Raw genomic sequence first — 21,674 nt, forward strand, 5'->3', positions numbered from 1 at the left:
ACCTACTCTATAACTAGTTTTCTTCTTGCTGTCCCTTGTGGAGTTTCCAGGATCACCAAATACATCCCTGAGGAAAGTGTAATAGTATTATCAAACAAGAATTCTATATTCTCTTTCCCCTCCTTTTCATCCAAAACAGCTCCTGAGGTGAGGTGGATAATTTTTACTGAAATATCTGAGGCTTTTTTGAGTGCTATTTTTGTTTTGAAGGATCCTGTACTTGGGTTTGGAAACAAAATAAACTCTTTGACAAAACTATCTGTATCTGAAGGTTTATAGGTGTTAATCGCAGGTTGTACGATAATTGTTTTATTGAAATCCATATAACAATCCGCTACATGCGAACGTAAATTAATGTCATAAACCCCTTCTTCATCAAAGAGTAAGGTCAGCTCTTCTTTTGTCTCATTAATAACAGCCACATTCTCAGGGACACTCCACTCTACTTTTTCGCCAATAGGAGAACTGATATTAATGAGTGTCACCTCTTGCCCTACATAGGCTTGCGTAGCAATCAGATAGTGTGCATCGATGGCTTCGTCAAAAAATACGACTTCTACAGTATCTTCATTGGTACATCCCACTCCATTAGTCACTGTTGCAGTATATACTCCTGCCCGATCAATCAGTACCGAACTGTCTGTACTTGTAAAACCATTATCTCCAGACCAATTATAGATAGCCCCCGGATCTTCGATAAGTACATCCAACACCAGAGTCTGTCCCTGACATAGTGCATTCCTTTCGGGTAAATCAACCTGCACCAAAGGAGGATCATTAAGTGTTGTTTCATAAAAGGCTTTACACCCCATTTGATCCATAACTTCCAGAAGATATGTTCCTTCAGTTAATCCACTAATATTTGTGTTAGCAGATCCTGTATTCCACAAGTAAGTATACGGGGGTTGGCCTCCTTGTACGGTAACTTCTATAAATCCATCATTACCTTGATAACAAGTTGGTGCTACCTCGGCTATTGGATTAATTTCTAAACCATTGGGTTGCTCGATGGTAACACTACCTTCGATAACACACCCTTTACTATCCGTAACATAGATCAAATGCTTGCCCGCTCTAAGATTGGTTGCTATTGCGGTTGTAGCCCCATTACTCCAAAAATATTCGTATGGAGGAATTCCTCCTCTTACAGTTGCTGTTGCGGTAGCATCAGATCCACTAAAACAACTGATGTCGGTTTTCTCGAACGAGATTGATAACACCTCGGGTTGCACTAAGTAAAATGTACTATCTATTGTATTGGATAATGTGTACTCTATTTCGCCATTGCTATTGATAAAGGAGGTATAATTTCCTAATACAATTCCATTTTTATCTACGATATTCAACGCATAATCCCCCACACTTTGGTGTTTGATAATACTATCATTCACATTGATATCTGTCCAAACATTATTGATCTTCTTTTTCCAATTGTAATAGTATGGAAGTGGCTTCCTTTCTTCATTACTAGGCACATTATCAAACGGTACTGTTTGTGCATTAGATTCATAAATCACTCCACCAGTTACATGAGCTACAATTTGCCCATCCTGGAATTGATCTGCCAGATCAAATGGAGCTTCAAAATCCCGCCCATCGTCATGAGCATTATTAATATTACAGGAGACTGTATTTGTAACTTCGAAAACCACTTTTATAGGGTCTGGTTCTTGTAGATTATAACTGATATTCTCTTCAAAACACCCTGTCTTGTAGGTAGCTTCATCATAGTTTTTGTCGGTTACTCGCAACGTATAGATACCTGCACCTATCGAATGTAATGTGATTACATACCCCTCGTCGTTATCTAAAACTTCGGTGTGCACTGTATTGAGTATGGTTCCTTCAGAGTTCTGGAACTCATAATTGTATGAGCCATCATCCAAAGGCGTACCTCCAGTTATTATGTATCTAATTTTTCCATCGGTAAAACCATTGGCGGTAGGTTCTTTTTCAAAAACCTGAGCTACATTGAGTGTCATATCAGGCTGAACGATAGACTCTATTCTCTTGGTTATGGATAAATCATTGATAAAGTACCCTGTACAGTATGTAGAACCGATCTTCTTCCTTACCTGTATCTCATAATTATTAGGTCGCAGATTTTCTTCGATATGTTGATCGGTAGCTTCAAAATTCTTCCATTCTATAGGTGCTATTTCGCTAACAGGTTTTATGGCATATTCAAAAGTACCTGGCCTTCCACCTTGAGCAGAGATTGTGATCACCCCATCATTGTTATTAAAAACGTCTGTATCACCATCATTACAACTGGAATTTTTGATGGTTACGTCAAAAACAATTTGTGATGGATCTACCAAAATTACCGGATCCACGGGATCTCTTACAATGGTACTCAACCGAACTCCATTGATCGTCAAATTCCCTCCGGCAAACTCTATTTGATATTGACCCGCTTTTACCGCATCAAATGTATAACTAAAGCTACCATCACTCTCGCTATCAAAAGTAGAAAGGATACCACTGGTATATCTTACTCCCAAATCGTCCTTTAAATTAATCGTCAATTTTTCTTGTAGTGCACTATTCAAGTTTCTACCAAAGGAGATTGTAACCGATCCATCGCCTTCAAAACAGACAGGGTCAACTTTTGCGATATTCGTTACTCTAGGAGCCGATGGATAATAGGTAAAAGATATAGGGTTAGAACTTCTACAACCTGTATCCAACTCTAATCGAATTCTCTTACCATAAGCAGATTGAGGTAAAAAATCTTCTCCTTTGATACGCAATACTTTTTGCCCATTTTGAACAGTTACATACCGATTAGAAATGTATCTGTAGTTACGATCACTACCTATTTTAAATTTCCAATTATAGCTGTAACCATTTATTAAATTATCGGGGATTCCTATAGTAAGATGCTCTTCGCTAGCCAGGTACAAAGGTCCACTTGGTACATTGACCTCTACAATAGGATCTGATCTTACCTCCAAATCTCGCATATACACATAGGCAGCATGATAATAAAATATATCGCCATAATAACGATCATCAGGTTCCCAAAACCCACTATATCCCCTAGAATAACAAGCCCCATTGTAATCTACTTTGATCACATTCATTCCCCTATCTCTAAACACATCGGTATACCAGCTTTGCGGAAAATCATAAATAGCAAATCCTTTACACAACAGTCTATCCTCGAACTTATTATCGATATGAACTTTTATCGGAAACTGATCCTTTGTGAATTCATGATTTCCAGTGTCGTATCGAAATCTTCCCGTTTTTCCTCCAGTATCTACCGTTGTAATCCTACCATTATTTTTATCTAGAAAACGGATCTCTTGCATCCCTCTGTCACAAATAGTGGTTCCAAAAAACCATGGCCCATCAGAATAGGATCGATCTCCAGAAACAGTAAGCCTATAGAACGCCTTATTACCTTGAGTAAGGGTGATTCCTTCTTGACCCCATAGCATAGAATTTGCCGATGTGATACATACTAGTAAGAAAATGATTTTTTTCATAACGATACGATTTGCTAATAGGTAACTTCTATGGATTTGGATTGAGGTAACATGCCGCGATTCAATACTGTTTTTAAGGTGTAGGTATAGGTATTGTCCGGATTTATTCTGGTATCCACCAACTCATTTACATGAGCAGGGATCTGTCTCCACAACATAGGAGGATCTTCATTCTTGGAGCGATATACCAATATCTCGGCTACTTGATCTGGCATTTTTCTCCAGGATAGGATGATATTCTTTTCTTCTCGATCTGCGGTTGCATTAAACCCTTTAATCATTGAATCACCACCTATCAGGTTAGCAGTTATAGTGAGCGGTGTAGAGGGTTCTGATTTTAACTCGTTCTGATCCACAGCAAAAATGGCATATCGGTACTGCCTTCCTGCTTCTATAGTATTATCGATATAGCGAGAAATCGTATCAGTTTCAAAAATCAATTGCCAATCGCTTTGATTTGTAGCTAGTTCTTTTCGATACAAACGATGAGAAACTACATCGTAACTACTACTATTGATCCAATGCAAAGAGGTACCTTGTTTTGTTACCTTGTAGTCCTCAAAAATTGGTGGAACAGGAGGAATAACATCCGGTTTCTTCACTTCTAACTTTTCGGAAAAATCGGATATATTATATCGATTATCTAAAGCAACCACCTGGTAAAAAACACTAGGGTTTAAAGATGTTACTTGGGTAGTATCGATAAAAGTGGTCGAAGTAATTAACTCTGTTGAAACGGGAATTGTTTGTTCTTCTTTAAGATTTGCCTTTCGAACGATATACCCTCTAATATCATTTTCGGTATTGGCCTGCCAGGATAGTTGTACTATTCCCAAAGAATCTATAGTACCTTTTAGACCCACCGGTGCTGCCGGAGGAATAGAATCCACCGTTTGCACAAAATGCATCAGTGAAGCGGTTTTTTGATGACTTATCCCGATTGCATTTATTTTGTAATAATTCGAAGCTTCTACTTTTTGAACTGTACCTGATCGTTCATATTTTTGAATATCCTTTTTTATTGTTGTATAGGGACCTTCTGCTTTTGGAGCCCAATCAATAGAGAAGCTCTTGATTTGCTTTTCGGCTTGCTTATCAAATGTCCAATTCAAAATTACGTCTCCGGAGGTTTCTATGGTATTTGAAATGATCTTCGGGACGGCCGTTAGTTTTTCAACACCTCTTGCCACAATAACTTTTGATGGAGGACTTTTTTCACCAAAGGCTGAAATACCACTCACCCGATAGTAATACGATTTGTAATTTTCGGCTACGCTATCGGTAAAAAACATTTGTGAATTTTCCTGACCCTCCTGACTAAAATTGATAAAAGGCAACCCTTCATTTACCTTTGCAAAGTTCAACCTATCTTCAGATTTTTCGATATCATAGGCGGTGTATATAGATTTATATATATCCTTATCCCAAGAGAGTGTAATTTTATGATCTTCTGACGAAGTAAAAAGATCAATTGGAGGTGGTAGTGTTTCTTCCTTTTCTGTATCTACCAATTTCAACCCTGTTTCTACCTTAAGTTTGGGATCTGCACTTTTAATTCGATATAGATATACGGTATTAGGTTCTGTATTGGTATCTGTATACCCTAAACCTGCCAGGTTAGCCGCTTCAAAATTCATATCAGAAGCCAGTAACACAAAAGAAAACCTATTGTCTAGATCTTTCTTTACGGTAAACATAGCGGCTATCGGATTGGCAATAGGCTTACTACTTCTTTTACCATAAAGCAATTGTGCTGCCATTGCCGCATAATCATTCTTGTTGGCAATAGTTCTCCATGCTTCCAATGGTTTTGGCTTAACGGTATCCAGAATTGTTTTACCAAAAGAGGGAGGCATTAATTTTCCGTCTTTTTTTACGGTAACACGTTCGATCAAATAACCTTGCTTGTTCAGTTTCAACCAGCTTGCTGGAGTGCTAGGAGCCCATCGTAGATGTACCTTTGTCTTTTTGTTAAGCGCTAGTACTTTTATTTGAGGTGTACGCTCTTCTTCTTGAGCATGTATGACTTCAGGAATTCCTAAAAAACAAGCGAAGATGATATATAGGATAGTTTTTTTCATTCAAAATCAATTAATACACAAAATCATATACTGCATAAGACTTTCTAATTCCTCCTGGTAGGATATAGTTAAAGCGTGTTCGGTACTTCCCTTCTCTCATAAAACTAAATCGGTTGTCAAGGAATTGAAGTGCACTATCGGTATCACTCAAGATTCCGTTATGATAATCATCACTTATCCGAACCATGATATCTTCAAAATCATCTCTATACGTTCTTGGTAACATGTACTTGTATGGAAAGTTTTTGGAACGCCACTCTGTATCAGTATTGTTATTAATGCTGGCTACATAATTTGCTCTTACCGAAATTGACTTTGAAGGTGCTATGCCCAGAATTTGAGTATCCCGAGTGAAGTTGTATTTTCCTGCAATAGGATAATTGTTGTACAATACAGGTGCAATATCTTGCTTAAAGTAGTCATCCTCCAAGGTCGAATTGGCAACAACCAGAGGTTTGCCTTCCGAGTATTGACTTCCTTCGAGTTCTACTAAATCAAAACCTTCGTCATGTTGTTCGATGGTTGATGCCAGATAAATGGCATCTATATACACCTTCCCAATAAAATTTTTATCGGTTTTTATAGCTTGCATTTTATTTCTGAAAGTATTGTAGTGGCTAGAAGTAAAATTGTACGTTAATCTATCGATTTCAGCATTCGTTCTCACTACATTTTCCGCTTGATTATTTCTAATGGCATAAGTACTCCCATCCGTATCCTCGTTGCTGGCGATATCATTAGAAGCCTCTGATCTGTTGGTTGACCCTCCTATTGAAGTACTTACCATTTTGATGGTATAGGCTGTTTCTTTTTCTACTCTAGGAATAGCGTACGACAACTCATTGCTTGTACTGTTATATTGAATTGAAGTTTCCTCTGTGACATTGGTGGTCACCTCAATGTATTTTACTTTGGTGCTCCACTGGGAGTTTTCGAATAAGTAGTCTTGTCCCTTTTTAAGCTTTACATATCCGGTGGGATGCTCATTTCTATAAAACAGTTTTTGATTCACCACTGGATAAGAGTATTGCACGTTTGTTAACGGAATATAGGTAGGCGCATCGCCTGTGGTAAATTTCACCGTTCTCGTTTCCAAGTATTCTTCACCATTAACTTTGTAGGTTCTGAAAACCCCATCTATTTTTTCCTGTAATGTAACCTCTACCTGAGCTGTTAATTCCTGATTTGGGGGTAAAATATCAAAGGATTCGAAGGTAATACGGGTATTCGCTGTATTCCATTCTAATCGCCCGGGGATATTGGTATCGTTAGCATCTTTTAATGTAAACGTTTTGACTTTTATTTTATAAGTTTTGGTTTGCTCATTAACATCCAGAATTTCTATTGGTGTATTGGCCTCCATAGCTAATGCTAGTTGCGGAGAGGTAAATACATCTACGCCCGATTCGTTCTCTGCGGGTGACACACTTGAGATCAACTCTACCCCTAACGCATTATCCGGAACGGGGTCGCAAACAGTTCCTACAGTAATGTCTTCATTGATTCTACCTTTAATCAAGCCTCCTAAAACACTATAATTGGCTGCAAATCTAGCCTGAAACCACGTTGGATTAGGACCACCAAATCTCCCTAAAAAAGCACCACCACCTTCTATAATCGGGAATCTTCTATAATCTCCAAATATCTCAACACCTATTCCTAGTTCTCCTTGCATAAAAGCATACGCTTGCCCTGTGGCATAAAACCCATCATTACCAATAGGTGATATTCCATTACAGCTCATTTGGTTGTGATATTTTTTCATCAAAACATCAATCCCAAGTCCAGCGGTAAATCGAGCGTAAAGCGGACCAAAAACCATATTACCCGTATCGAACTCATATGCCAAACCAAATGCTGCACCGGTTCCTGCGGCTAGCTGATCTGTATATCGACTCTGCTGATCCTCTAACACCCGAAGTTTATCTCCCAAAATATTTAATACCCGATACGGAGGAGGGATGGCTTTGGGTAAGTTTTGCCCAATCATAACATAGCCCGAATAATCTATTCTGAAATCCCCAAATCCCGAAGAAAGCCCCATTCTATTCAAGGGGTTTCCAAAATGGGCATACCATCTTTCCTGATTGATCTGTATAATCCCTTCTACAGCTTTTTTGGCTCTTCCTTTACCTATTATCAAACCATCTCCAATATCGGTATAGACATCCATATACGTATAAAACGCCTTGTTTTCGAAATCCAATTGCCCAAATAAATAAGCATCTACTCCATCTACATCTGGCATAGATTGTATTTCGGTAACATCGATACCTGCTTCCTCTTCTGAAACTTTTTCTGAGAGCGATCGTGTATCTCTTATTTCATTGTTGGTAGCATGATCGTATGTTCCTCTTTCATCTCTCCCATTACCATCTTTGGCTGGACCCATTATTTTGTTACCATCTTTATCCAATTTGTATAACTTTCCCTTATCTCCATTGGCATACTCCATTTCTATAGGCTTCCCTTTTTTATCCCTGGCCACTTCATAGGCTTGCAATTGTTTGGACAACTTATTTTTCATAAACATTTGTGGATTGTCAAGCTTATTGAATCCTCGAGCTTGTCCAATAAATGACAAACTATTGATCCCACCATTTTTATTGATATTCAGCTCTGCTCCTGCTCCACATCGCATCAAATTATCACCTCCATGATGCCAGAATACAATAAATTTGATCCCGAAGTGTCCCATAGCGGGTTCATAAGAAAAACCTGAAGGCGACACCTTTGCACTGGCATTACTGGGGTCCATTCTACGTCTCATATTATTATATACTCCCCCACCAAATCCATTGATTTTAAAAGCTCCAGTAGGAAGTGTAGCTGTAGACTTGCTAAACAATTTTTGTGGGAACTCTGCAGAGAAATCGACATACCAGAACGATGCATCTTCTGCAAATAATACCTTCGACTTTATTCTGAGGTTCGTATTACTGTTATCCTCCTCATAATTTTGTTCTGATTTCTTTCTTTGGGAATCTGTAAAATCAATTTTGACTTCTCCATCACCTGCATAGGCATTTCCATAGATAGAATCTCCATAAGTTCTTTTGACAAATGCTTTGAGTTTGATAAAGGTCCAGCGTCCTTTTACTGCAATTTTTGCCCAACGGGTATCCTTGTACTTCATACTAGAAACCCCATCTACTACTTCATCCTCAGCAACCAGATCAATACTGGTACTCCCTCTTATAAACTTCTTTTCATCCCCCCCGGTAAAATCCATGCTTACATCAAACCCCAAAGCTTTTTCATTTTTCTCTGGATATTTTTTGTAGGTAATGGCATCCAGAGAAACATTAATCCTGGATTTTTCTTTTGGAGACAATCGCCCTGTTTGTTCATCTCTACCTGTACTATCTTTTGCAGTCGCATGTCTTTCTTTGGTATTACTACCATTACCCATAGATAAGCCCTCGGTGTAGCCCAAATAATCAATATCCAAAGTAGCCCCTTCGGTCTTCATTTTTAAACCTTCAAAAGTGAGGCCTTTGAAACGTACCATATCAGTTTCGTCTTCAGTAATCCCTTGATCAGTAGTATAGGATTGTGTAGCGTTCTCTGCGGCTTCTCGTTGTTTTTTTGACGAAATGATCGTCGTCATTATTCCATTAAGATTGGTCTCTGGTCTAAAGTTGTCATTCTCTACAGGCATTTTTATATACGAACCTGCTCGTAGCTTTATGGAAGCCAGAAACATGGGCACATCGATCTCATTGAGTGTTGTGACTTTGGTGCTATATTCCTCATCTGAAATTACTCCTTCGAACTCCAAAAGAGACGTATCTGTATCATCGGGTAAAATGCCGTTAGTATCGTTATACGAAGAAGTGACCACCCCATCCGTACCATTTTTTATATCCTCAAAAATAGGAAGGCGCATACCTCCAGAGAATTTTGATTCAAGGATGCTATTATTGAGTAACTCCAGACTGATGGATGATACAGACATAGGCCAACCTATGGGTGCCGAAGTGACCCCATCTTGTATCGAAATCACATCTTCTTTATACACCCTTCCCGAAAGACCATTTTGATCTATAATCAAGTCTGCACCTTCAATATATACTCGATCATCTGCGGCTATGCTTTCTTTGGTTTTAAATACCTTGGGTAAGCCTATTTGAACCGATGAAATATAAATTCCTCTCCAGGTATTCTCGTTTGGTAATAAAACCCCCTGCTCATGATACTGTTGAGGGAATACAATAGTATCTGGATTTCTACTATCACTAAAATCAAATATCGCCTGGCTGCTGGTAAACGTAAACTTGTTTTCCTGATTGGTGAGTGCAAACGGAGATAATTGCACATCTACCATCAAATCATTCCAGGAAGCAGCGGTTGTAGTAAATGTCCCGGTGACACGATCAGTACTATTCTGTGTAGGTTCTCCGTTGGATTGTATAGGAACCAATAAGCTTCTGGAGATAGAGATTTCTCCATCAATACTCATCCCTGTAACTCCATTACAATCAATAGATACATACGAAGTGTTTTGAGTGGGAGCATTGCTATAATTTGTAGTCCCATTTATGGATAATAACCAATTTGAAGAATGAAAAGGAATTTGTGTATTTCCTAACAACACCAAATTAGCATTCCCTGCAGTTCCTCCATTACCAATAAGACCACCTTGTTTGGATAACTGCACATTATCTGCTCCGAAAAATAATTCGATCGGCAATCCGTTTACATCGGTTTGTGGAAGAACAACTTTTACAAACACCTTAAAAAAAGTTTGTACACCAAATTGTGCCTCGGCAAATGCAATTTGATACTCTACTTCGTCCACTACTTCTTTGATTCCAGCAGGAAGAAGAATTTCTTCATTAGCTCCTGAAAATGTAGAAATCCAATTTTCAGAATCTTCAATTTTTTCAAATACTGATCTGGCTTCTACCTTTGCGCTTTCGGTATTAGAATTTTCAAGAAGTTCTTTGGAGGTTTGATCTAAATAACTATTAAAACCGTTATCTTTTTGGTGTTCTTTTTGCCGATTACTTTTTACTAATAAGGAATCTGTGTGATTGAGTTTGGTATGACTTTTTGCTACAAAAAATGACATACAAAACAGCAAAAAAAGCAAGGGTTTACTTTTTAGAGTAAGCACGTATTGGGTATTTTGGTTGTTGATTAGTGATCTAGTTACTGGATGTGAAAGTAAAACATTTAGCCGCTAAGGGAGTATTTTCTTTGTTATCATAAGTTGATTTTACAGTTACATCAATATTAAATACATAGTGTTTTAGAACTTAATTAAAGCACATAGTTTCATTTATTGGTTTTTCTACATTTTAGAAATTTTCAATAAGATAAAATCGCCATTATTTTTTGTGATTTTTTCTATCGATATCATACTAATAAGTTAAAAACCGATCTTAAGAATACAGTAAAAAGTATGTCAATAGTATACCTCCGGAAATACTGAAAACACTGATAATTAAATTTTTAGTTATCTTAAACAAAACGAAGCTCATGCAAAAACTCGCCATTACCTTTAGTGTTATCTTATATGCTTTTGCTGTCCCCTATCTTGAAATAAACGACACCCATGTTTTTAATCCGGATTGGACTCCACATGTCAGAATTCATGAAGTTTGGCAACTACTTACTAATTCAGGGATTGGGATTTTGTGCTTATGGTTGGTATGGAAGAAGAATGAAGTCTTACTTCCTATCATTTTAAGTATGCTTATTACCGGAGGATTTCTAATTGCATTCTTCATCAAAGACACTTATGGCGGATCAATGAAATACTTAGACGGAAGTGAAAAAACACTTTTAGGTATTAATATCGGTTTACTTGGATTTGGAATCGCGTTCTTACTCTTACTTTTTTCACTTCTTACCTTACTAAAAAAGCGTTCTTCAAAATAAGCAGTATTGATCATAACAATGGATGATTTTTAGAGCAATGCTAATATGAATGATCGCACTCTTATCTATGTTACTCCATCTTGCTACAATATAAAATGACATTTTTAGACAAGTATTTATTACAAAAAAGTCATAGTTTTAAGCTATGGGAAATCATTATATCAAATTTATTTACTGTAATGAACTACAAATAGCTGCGTCTTGCGAAGATCGTGTTGGGGATGTAATGAGTAGATATCTACCAAGTACCATATTGTTTTTTACACAACTGGGAACACTTCATCTGAAAATAGGTAACGATGAGTTTCTTATCCCTAAAAATAACTTTGGGTTAATCCGAAAACATCACACTGTTGAATTACGGAAAACATGGAGTACTGAAGAGCAATTTGCAAAAACCTATGGTTTTGTTCTTACCAATGATTTTATCAAAAAAGTCATTGATCATATCGAGTTCCCCAAGCATATTTCTAATTCTAACCTATGTTTTCTAGAGGTTCCCAACACTGATCAATTGCAGGAAATAATGGATTCTTTAATCCAGCATATTGATAATGGTGAAAATTTAAACACTTCTTATGTAGAACAGCAAACTCAAAAGGCGTTACAAGCGCTTATCCTTGCTAATAAGGATATTGGTATTATTTTTAAAGAGTTTTCCCAAAATGAGAAAGCAAACCTAGAAGAACTTATTCTTAACAATTACCTCTATAATCTACCCTTAAAGGTTCTGGCAGAACAATCTGGAAGAAGCTTATCGACTTTTAACCGAGATTTCAAAGTGATTTTTAATGAAACTCCTCATAAATGGATCCTAAACAAACGCCTGGAGCATGCAAAATATCTGATGGAGCATGATCATGTAAAGCCTTCAGAAGTATTTCTTCAATGTGGTTTTGAAGACTTATCTCATTTCAGCAGGACGTTTAAGAAAAAATTTGATATACCACCTTCAGTATTCTATAAGAACTGCTTTCAAGAGTCCTAAATATACTTTGAAATAGATTGAGTTACTACTCTCCATTCATAAAACATTCAGCTAAGTCGTAATGGCAGTTCTGTTAATCGTTTGTTTGTAAGTCTTTTTACAGCGTTTGCAATTGCAGCTCCTATAGGCCCCAACGGTGGTTCTCCTACTGGTAACGGAACATCTGCCCCTTGTATTAAATGTACTTCAATTTCTCTAGGAGTATGTTTCATAAGCGCCATATTATAGGGCCCATAAATCGTAGGATATAGTTGTCCGTCTTTCAGTGTCATTTTTTCATGTAAGGATGCACTTATTCCCATAATAATAGATCCTTCGCACTGGGCCTTGACCTGATCTGGGTTTACTGGGATTCCGCAGTCTAATACACAAGTCACTTTGTGAATTTTGATTTCATTATTTTCAATACTCACTTCTGCCACATGCGCACAAGGCGCCCCAGCATCTGTAGACGCTGCAAACCCCATGGCACGACCATTTGTTACCTGATCTGCATAAGAAGACATATCTGCTGCTTTTTTAATTACAGCTTTTAATCGTTGACCTGCTTCATCATCTTCTATCTGATCTAATCTAAATTGAACAGGGTTCTTTTTTGCTTTAATGGCCATCTCATCTATAAAACTTTCGATAGCAAAGGTATTTGCCAACAAACCAAGACTTCGCCACCAACTGGTCGCAAATGGTAAAGGGTTATGCCATTGTACAGCTCTAAAATTAGGCACCTTACGATACTGAATACTTCCTCCTCGTATAGCACCTATATCTGCATTGAGTACCCCATGAATCATATCTGGCATAATCACCGATCCAATGGCCACATTACCACTGGCAAAATGATGCTCTACTCCTTCTAGCAATCCATTTCCTCCAAGTTTCCCTTTCATGATATGATGTGTAGGAGGTCTAAACATATCATGCTGAAATTCTTCTTTACGGGTAAAAAAGTACTTGACAGGTTTACCTACTTCTTGTGATAAAAGTGCTGCTTCTACAGCATGACTGGTATTTAATCTACGTCCAAATCCACCACCCAAATAGGTCGGGATTATATTGACATTCTCTAACTCAAAACCTAAGGCTTCTGCAACCTGTTTTTGAGTAACCCCTACTACCTGTGTGGATAGAATTACGGTAGCTTTTCCATCTGCAACATATGCCACTGCTCCGTTTGGTTCTATTTGCGCATGTGCTCCTATGGGGCTTTTAAACTCAAGAACAACTACCTCATTATCGTCATCGGACAATGCGCTCCCTTCTTTTTGCACCATCATTTCATTACCATTACCCACAGTTATGATCTCTCTTATTTCTTCTTCTGTCCACTTTTTTGGTATGTCCCAATCTACCTTTAATTCAAACTTGGCGGCCAAGGCCTCAGGATACGAATTGGCAACAATACCAATCCAATTGTCTTTTTGCACCACTTTTACCACACCAGGCTTTTTTTCGGTATCTCCGATGTTAGCACTTTTAAAAACAGCACCAACATGTTCTGGCCTCACTATTACAGCATGTAACATATCCGGCATAGTGGCATCCATTCCAAAAATTGGGTCTCCGTATACTTTTGCATCGAGGTCTACCCGTGAAATCGGTTTCCCAATATACTTATAGTCTTTAAGTGGTTTTAAATCCGGAGTATCTGGTACTTCCCATTTGGACACAGCTTTTACGACTTCTGATAGGTTGAGTGATTGACCATTACCACTGATTACCCCTTCTTTCATCGTAAGGTTTGACAAGTCGGCATTCAATTTTTTGGCAGCTTCAATTTTTAGCATCTCTCTCATTGTTGCAGCCATTTCCCGCAAAGGTTGCCAAAGTTGAGCAACAGATAAACTTCCACCAGTACTCATCCCGTCGATAATTCCTGTTTCTGTAGCTGCTCCTACTACTTCAACTTGATCCATACGTACTTCAAATTCATCCGCAACCATTTGTGCAATACTTGTAAAGGTACCCTGCCCCATTTCTACCTTTGGAGAATGTACTCTTACCCTATTTTCTTTGGTAATCTCGAACCATAAGTTAGGTTCTGTACCCGTTCCTGAATACGGAGGGACTAATGATTCTGCCATCCCTAACATTGCTCTTCGTAACGGATTTCTAAACACATAGGTTCCAATTGCCAACACACCAACAGTACCCAAACCTCCTCTTACTATAAACTTACGACGTGATATCTTTTTTGCCATGATAATTATAGTTTAGGTGTTGAGTCGTTAGTATCTCCTGTTAGTTCGGCTGCCCGATGAATGGCTTTACGCATTCGATAATACGTACCACAACGGCATATATTAATGATGTTTTGATCTATATCCTCATCTGTGGGTTTAGGGGTTTCGTTTAACAGAGCAGCAGTAGCCATCATAAAACCAGGTTGACAATATCCGCATTGAGGTACAACTTCTTCTATCCATGCTTGCTGTACTGGATGAGGATTTTCTGGAGTTCCTAATCCTTCAATTGTGGTCACTTGCTTTCCTTCTGCAAACTTTACAGCATAAGAACAAGACCTAATGGCCTGTCCATCTACCAGCAACGTACATGCACCGCAAGCTGCTTTTCCGCAACCAAACTTAGTGCCTTTTAAATCCAAAATATCTCTAACTACCCATAATAAAGGGGTGTTAGGATCCTCAATTTCTACTTTTTGGGGTTGATTATTAACAGTGAAAGATATAATCATTAGGTAATGTTTTTTAAGTTAAAAGGGATACATTGAAAGTGTTTTGGATTATTCTGAAGGAATGACCGCTCCATCTTCAAACCACTCTTTGACGACTTTTATATATTCATCCAATGCCACTGGAGGTTTTTCTCTAGGTACACCATTGGCATCAACACCTGGATCCCAGGCCCACAACACCAATTCATGTTCCGTAAGATGATGCATTACTTCTTCGTGATTTCTTCCACCGTTTCTTTCTGGGTCGAGCATTGATTCTGCTATCTCAACGCTGGTGAGTCCTTCCCATTTCATTTTTTCTGGAGCTAAACTCCATTCAGGGGCACCAGGGACTCCCGAGTAATTGTTGTTTTCATCTTGATGGCAGGTAGCACATTTGGTAGCCTCATATCCATGATTCGATGCTCCTCGAGACATTCCAAAATAATGCGGATGTCGATCATCACCTTGTTTAGGAATATTATCATTGGGATGACAATTTACGCACCTCTGGTGCATTAAAACTGACATCATTTTATCAAAATTTTCTTTGTTTGTATTGGAAATCGGCTCTTCAGGTTTAATAAGAACATACGAAGCAGGATTTGCATCGAAGTGTGAAGCAAAAAGAATACCTGCAACCAAAAAAACAAAAGTCAAAGAATAAAGGACTTTTCTATTCATATTCAGAGGATTGTGTGAATTGTCCTTTAAAGATACTACTAAATTGTAAACCTTGGTTGTCTAAAAACGTCAAACCCGAATGAATAAAAGAAGAAGGGTATATCTATTCGTAAAAGAAATAATAAGCCTTTTAGAAAAAAGGATAAAAAAAAAGAGTAATCAACGGATCATGATTACTCTTACAAATAAGATCTGTTAATCTTTATTATTCTTTTCTACATGCGTAGCGCTTCGTACACATTAATGGATTCGAAGTTACGACTTTGTGGATTATTTTCTCCATTAGAAGCTGCATATAACTCTCTAAGGAACAATACCGCTCCATAGGAATAATTGACTCTTTCTATCCATTTATTAAATGCATTCTCCTTGGTAGACGTGGTGGTATACTGAAATACTTTTGATTTTAACGTTTCTAGAGACTTATCGTCAAAAATAGGACGTGTAGGGAATAATTTTGATTGATCATCTGTAATATCTAATTGCGACTTAATCCACTCCACATCGGATCTATACTGAAGAATGATTTTATCCTCCATAGTCTGATATGCCGCACGATCAAAAACAATTTTGATCATACTTTGCCTGGTAACATCATCAAACTTAAACGTTAGTTCGGTGTTACTAGCCAACTGATATTGACCATTATTATTGCTGTTTTCCAAAACTACGGTAAAAGGAATACCATTAGTGCTTCGCACACGAAACTCTTCAGCATTAATACGTTCTAATGCGATATGTTCATTTTGAGCATGGGCCTGCGAAAAGAAACAGAACGCAGCTAAAATAAATACTAATTTTTTAATTTTTGTTGTCATTTGTAGAAGGGGGTAACTATTCATAATTCAAAGTTATAATTTCACGATCGGTTTTCAAAGTGTTGTATCTTCATTTATTAACATTTTGATACTCCTTTCATAGTTTTCCAAAAACCATACCAACTTAAAACACCCCACAAAAAACACTACTAAGTACTAAAAATCAATGTTTTAGCCCCAAATCAGTAAAATGTATACGTCATCCTGTAAAAAGTATACTTTTTTACACTTTATCCAAAATACCTTTGTCCTATCAAAAGCAATAAGGATAAAAAATTAAATATATGAAAAAAGTAATCTTAGTAACCGGAGCTTCTTCTGGTATAGGAAAATCGATTGCACTTCAATTGATTCAAGAAGGACATATCGTTTATGGTGTAGCTCGACGCCTAGACAAAATGCAAGATTTGAAGGAAGCAGGAGGTCATGCTCTTGAAATGGATATCACCAATCACCAACAAGTAACCGAAGTGGTACAACAAGTTCTTGACGAACAGCAGCGAATCGACGTATTAGTCAACAACGCAGGATTTGCTATATGGGGTGCCGTAGAAGATACTTCTTACGAAGATGCGAAAAGACAGTTCGAAGTGAACATTTTTGGACTTGCAGAAATGACCAAAGCCGTTCTACCTAACATGAGGACTCAAAAAAGCGGAACCATTATCAATGTTTCATCAATAGGTGGTAAAATCTATAGTCCTTTGGGAGCCTGGTATCATGCTACCAAACATGCATTAGAAGGATGGAGCGATTGTTTGCGTTTAGAACTTCAACAATTTGGCATCAACGTAGTGATCGTAGAACCTGGTGCGATCAGAACAGAATTTGGAGATGTTCTTAATGATAATTTTTCTCGATCACAAAATGGACCCTACGCCTCTTTGGCGAACGCTATAACACTGGCAACTCAAGACACCTACAAACCAGAAAACAGTTCCCCTCCATCTGTTATTGCCAAAGTAGTATCAAAAGCTGTACACGCAAAACGACCAAAAACAAGATACGCGGCAGGTAAACTGGCCTCGCAAACTTTGTTTTTCAGACAGTGGTTTAGTGATCGGTTGTTTGACAAAACCGTACTTCGTATGGTAAACAATATGGCAAAAAAAGCATAGCTATTCCTTTTGTTCGTAGATGAATAGTGATATCTGCTATCTCACCCCCCTAGAGATAGCAGATTTTTGAGTTAGTGATAATTTTCTAAATTTATAATACAACTAGTACAATACCATGTCAGAACTTATTACCATAGATAGTATAGTAACCGTGCATCAAATGCTTGGAATTGCACCTCCTAAACACCCTATGGTGTCTATTATTTGGGCCAAAGATCTCACTAAGTTCTACGAATACATAGATCAAAAGTTTGTCACTGGGCTATACATGATTGCTTTAAAAGATGGTATCGAAGGTTCTATGGGTTATGGAAGAAACTCTTATGATTTTACTGACGGTATGATGATTTTTACCAAACCTAACCAGGTAATCATACCAGAACATAAAGAAATATCTTCGGACTCCAAAGGATGGATGCTTTTGTTTCATCCAGACCTCATCCGGAAATCCGAGTTAGGAAAGTCCATTGATACGTTTACTTTTTTTGACTATGAACTGCATGAAGCCTTGCATCTTTCTGATGACGAAAAACAAACTGTTTTGGATCTTATTCTGAAAATCGAAAAAGAATATCAACAGAACATCGATAAGCACAGTCAAAAATTAATTATTTCTAATATTGAACTTTTATTGAATTATTCTACTCGATACTATGACCGACAATTTTATGTAAGAACAAACTTAAGTCAAGACCGAGTTTCAGAATTTGAGCATTTCCTGAAACACTATTTTTCTTCAGACAAGCCCTCTGAATTGGGAATCCCTTCAGTAAAGTATTGTGGAGAGCAACTTCATATGTCTCCCAATTATCTGAGTGATCTTTTGAAAAAAGAAACCGGAAGAAATGCAAAGGATCATATTCTTTCTTTTGTCATCAACAAAGCAAAAAACGAATTATTAGCTACAAGTACATCGGTAAGTGAAATTGCCTATACCTTAGGTTTTGAATACCCTCAACATTTCAGCAAACTCTTTAAGAAATATACCGGTACAAGTCCAGCAAAATATAGATTACTAAATTAAGAGTTATGATACTCCTTGCATAGTCAATAAGGTAGTAGACCATACAATAACTGAAGACAAGAATATCCCTACACTATTCGCTACAAACGCCTTACGTTTTTTAATTTTAAACAAATAAGTAGCGATACTTCCTGCATATACTCCTGTGCCAGGGATCGGTAGCATTACAAAAAATAACAATCCCCAAAAACCGTATTTTTCTATTTTATCCCCAGAGCCTGTTTTTGCTCTTCTGGCGACAAAAATGGCTGCTTTTTTGTAAAAATTCCAGCGTAATAAGTAGCTGTTTATTTTCTCCAGAAAAAAGATCATGATAGGAAATACCAAAACATTGGCTAAGAAACATAGAACAAATACCCAGTATATGTTTAAACCATTGATAAGGCCATAAGGTATTCCAACCTTGGCCTCTCCAAATGGAGATATACTCCATAACATGGCGATAATAAATTCCTTAATCACAGCTTACTTTTTTAGGGGCTATAAAGATAATGCTATTCGGCATTTGATAAACTTTTTTAATCATAAAAAAGGTTAAATTGTTCTTTGTAGATCATATTCTTCACTACATATGTCGAGATTCTACTTCTTTCCTTATCAAATATTAAGAATAATATCTGTATATTTATATTTCAAATCTTCTTTTCAGACAAATCCCCCACCATTAGTCGATCATTAATTCTATTAATCGATTTTGAACTTAATTTCAGGCGATTCTATAGCTTAATGAATTATTAATTGTTCACTTTTGTAGTATGAAAAGTATAAAAGACACTCCTTTTTATCATAATGCCATTCAGGAAATTAATTTTCCATTTGGAGATTACTTTCTATTTGAAACTTTTGTTGTAGGAGAAGTCCATAAAGATGTTGTGTATACTTGGGAGAATCATGGTAAAATTGTAGTTGAAGAACTTACCAATTTGTATGATCAAAACGGAAAGGATTTGGTATATATCACCAATAGAATTAATCCATACTCAGTAGTACCCAGTGATTGGCTAAACTTCTACAAATTTCAATATATGCTTAAAGGATATGCTATTGTAAGCTATAACCAAAAGGGAATATTAAATACCATGCTCGAAAAGCTCTTTATGCGAAATAAACTCAAAAATTTTAAAGATCTTGGTGAAGCAATTGCCTGGGCCAAGAGTCTTACCAAATCAAAAGAAGCTGTTGCATAGTCTTTTATACTCCCAACAAATTACTCAATAACATCGATTACTGATCCACACTTTAGCATCATACTCCCATAATATGGATTTTTAACTTCTTGCTGAAGACTCAACCAAATTGCTCCGTTATTTTCATTAGCCATAGGACATTTTTGAACATAAATAGGTTGCGCTACTTTTTGTAATTGTAGAGTCAAATCTACCATCGAATTGTTGAGCGCTATAAAGTACTTTCTTTGCATGTCTATAGTGCTGCTACTTCCGATCTGCTCAATCATCGTTCTACTATCTGTAAAAAGTTGGTTTTGTTCATCATTTAACAAGGAAGCATCCGCCTTATCAAACGATTCTAGTAGCTGATTGGTAAAGTAAATTACTCGTTCATGATTTGAGTTCACCAAAGCATCTTTCATTTCAAAGTATGTCGCTAACCCTTCTAAAAATGTTTTTTGAAAAGCTACAGGCAAGTATTTTTTGTCGGAATCAGTCTCTGTTTTTATCGTACTTATTCGATTCATCATACTTTTTTTGCCTTGTAACTGCGCCGCTGCATCTACGGTAAATGTTCCATGGGTTACAATTTCTTCTCCAGAATCAAGTCCCGAACGAATTTCAATTTGTGTTCCTACTCTTTTGCCCAAATTCACCTCGCGCATTTCGAATACGGGTTCTTCTGCATTAACCTTTACATAAACTAAAGAGCGTTCTCCGGTCCACATCACTGCAGAAGACGGCACCAATAGTTTTGATGCTATATTCGAATCATCTAATGATGTTACCTTTCCAGAAACAAACATTCCTGGTTTAAACAACTTGCTTTTATTGTCCAGTGTTGCTCTTATGTTGACCGTTCGAGTAGTCTCATTTAAAATAGGATCAATAAAAACAATTTGGCTTTTAAAGATTTTATCGGGATAAGCATTCGTAGCAATATCAATAGACTGTCCTTTTTTGAATTGTGACAATTGACTTTCATACACGTCAAATTCTGCCCAAACGGTTTTTAGACTGCTCACTTTTGCAATGGGTTGTCCCTCTTTCAAATAATCACCCTCGGCACTCATCAATTCTAAAACTGTTCCTGAAACCGTAGCATATATCGGGAAGTTTTCTCTTACCTTACCAGAATTTTCAATACTATTAATTTGTTTGTCTGACAGTTTCCACAATTTTAACTTGTTACGAACTGCCTGATATAATTTTGGTTGTGATTCTTTTAAGTTGATTGCAGTCAAAAGTTCCTGTTGCGCAGCTACCAATTCGGGAGCATAGATTGTAGCCAATAATTGTCCTTTTTGAACCTGTTGCCCATCATAGCTGATATGTAATCGTTCAACTCTTCCTTCAAAATAACTAATCTGCACAGCGATTCCTTCTTCATTTGAAGTGATCTTACCAGATAATGAAATCACATCGTCATCACTTTCAGTTTCACCATTGACAATCGTTGTTTGTACATTCGCCAGAGCTAGTGCATTTGCTGTCATTTTGAACTGTTCGGGAGACAATCCATCGGATATGGATCCTGCAGGAATTAAATCCATTCCACAGATTGGGCATTCGCCAGGTTCTGATTGTCTTATTTGAGGATGCATCGAACAGGTCCAGACTTCTTCCGAAGTTGTAACGTGATTATGCTGATGAGAGGAGGATTCTTTACCAAAAATTAAATACCCTAGTAACAATCCAATGACTACTGATATGATAATATAAATACTAGTTTTCTTCATGA

14 protein-coding genes are annotated in these 21,674 nt (G+C 37.3%); 5 read left to right on the forward strand and 9 right to left on the reverse strand.

Annotated elements, in window-relative coordinates:
- Window positions 1-2: 2 nt before the first annotated feature.
- From ACXAGJ_RS11190 to ACXAGJ_RS11200, 3 genes are read right to left on the reverse strand one after another with little or no spacing between them, the layout of a single operon-like run.
- A complete protein-coding gene (locus ACXAGJ_RS11190) occupies window positions 3-3,494 on the reverse strand; it encodes a T9SS type A sorting domain-containing protein (RefSeq protein ID WP_474839848.1) in 3,492 nt (1,163 codons plus the stop codon).
- Window positions 3,495-3,508: 14 nt separating this feature from the next.
- Window positions 3,509-5,575, reverse strand: coding sequence for a fibronectin type III domain-containing protein (locus ACXAGJ_RS11195; protein ID WP_474839850.1), 2,067 nt, complete (start codon window positions 5,573-5,575; stop codon window positions 3,509-3,511).
- 10 nt (window positions 5,576-5,585) lie between these two features.
- Window positions 5,586-10,649 carry a hypothetical protein gene (locus ACXAGJ_RS11200; RefSeq protein WP_474839852.1) on the reverse strand — a complete coding sequence of 1,688 codons (5,064 nt, stop codon included), beginning with the start codon at window positions 10,647-10,649 and terminating at the stop codon, window positions 5,586-5,588.
- A 410-nt stretch (window positions 10,650-11,059) separates the two neighbouring features.
- Between ACXAGJ_RS11200 and ACXAGJ_RS11205 the strand changes: the two genes are divergently transcribed.
- Window positions 11,060-11,461, forward strand: coding sequence for a hypothetical protein (locus ACXAGJ_RS11205; RefSeq protein ID WP_474839854.1), 402 nt, complete (start codon window positions 11,060-11,062; stop codon window positions 11,459-11,461).
- A gap of 145 nt (window positions 11,462-11,606) precedes the next feature.
- Complete coding sequence (locus tag ACXAGJ_RS11210; RefSeq protein ID WP_474839856.1) at window positions 11,607-12,449, forward strand: helix-turn-helix domain-containing protein; 843 nt, start codon at window positions 11,607-11,609, stop codon at window positions 12,447-12,449.
- A gap of 47 nt (window positions 12,450-12,496) precedes the next feature.
- Here the strand turns inward: ACXAGJ_RS11210 and ACXAGJ_RS11215 are convergent, their stop codons facing one another.
- From ACXAGJ_RS11215 to ACXAGJ_RS11230, 4 genes are all read right to left on the reverse strand, one after another.
- Entirely contained in the window at window positions 12,497-14,647 is a 2,151-nt protein-coding gene (locus ACXAGJ_RS11215) for a xanthine dehydrogenase family protein molybdopterin-binding subunit (RefSeq protein WP_474839858.1), read from the reverse strand.
- A gap of 5 nt (window positions 14,648-14,652) precedes the next feature.
- Window positions 14,653-15,141, reverse strand: a complete 489-nt coding sequence (locus tag ACXAGJ_RS11220; protein WP_474839860.1) for a (2Fe-2S)-binding protein — start codon at window positions 15,139-15,141, stop codon at window positions 14,653-14,655.
- 48 nt (window positions 15,142-15,189) lie between these two features.
- A complete protein-coding gene (locus ACXAGJ_RS11225) occupies window positions 15,190-15,804 on the reverse strand; it encodes a hypothetical protein (protein WP_474839862.1) in 615 nt (204 codons plus the stop codon).
- Window positions 15,805-16,019: 215 nt separating this feature from the next.
- Window positions 16,020-16,646: a hypothetical protein gene (locus ACXAGJ_RS11230; protein ID WP_474839864.1), complete on the reverse strand. Its 627-nt coding sequence runs from the start codon at window positions 16,644-16,646 to the stop codon at window positions 16,020-16,022.
- Window positions 16,647-16,906: 260 nt separating this feature from the next.
- Between ACXAGJ_RS11230 and ACXAGJ_RS11235 the strand changes: the two genes are divergently transcribed.
- The gene (locus ACXAGJ_RS11235) at window positions 16,907-17,740 is read left to right on the forward strand and encodes an oxidoreductase (protein WP_474839866.1); all 834 of its coding nucleotides are present in this window, start codon (window positions 16,907-16,909) and stop codon (window positions 17,738-17,740) included.
- A 115-nt stretch (window positions 17,741-17,855) separates the two neighbouring features.
- Window positions 17,856-18,764, forward strand: a complete 909-nt coding sequence (locus ACXAGJ_RS11240) for a helix-turn-helix domain-containing protein (RefSeq protein ID WP_474839868.1) — start codon at window positions 17,856-17,858, stop codon at window positions 18,762-18,764.
- Between the two features lie 3 nt (window positions 18,765-18,767).
- On the opposite strand, the gene ACXAGJ_RS11245 is transcribed toward ACXAGJ_RS11240, so the two are convergent.
- Window positions 18,768-19,226: a COG2426 family protein gene (locus ACXAGJ_RS11245; RefSeq protein WP_474839870.1), complete on the reverse strand. Its 459-nt coding sequence runs from the start codon at window positions 19,224-19,226 to the stop codon at window positions 18,768-18,770.
- A 293-nt stretch (window positions 19,227-19,519) separates the two neighbouring features.
- Between ACXAGJ_RS11245 and ACXAGJ_RS11250 the strand changes: the two genes are divergently transcribed.
- Window positions 19,520-19,951 carry a hypothetical protein gene (locus tag ACXAGJ_RS11250; protein ID WP_474839872.1) on the forward strand — a complete coding sequence of 144 codons (432 nt, stop codon included), beginning with the start codon at window positions 19,520-19,522 and terminating at the stop codon, window positions 19,949-19,951.
- Between the two features lie 20 nt (window positions 19,952-19,971).
- Here the strand turns inward: ACXAGJ_RS11250 and ACXAGJ_RS11255 are convergent, their stop codons facing one another.
- Window positions 19,972-21,672 (reverse strand): efflux RND transporter periplasmic adaptor subunit, encoded by a 1,701-nt coding sequence (locus ACXAGJ_RS11255; protein WP_474839874.1) that lies wholly within the window; start codon window positions 21,670-21,672, stop codon window positions 19,972-19,974.
- Window positions 21,673-21,674: the final 2 nt, after the last annotated feature.

It is taken from the genome of Aquimarina sp. AWH4_224 (assembly GCF_056160245.1).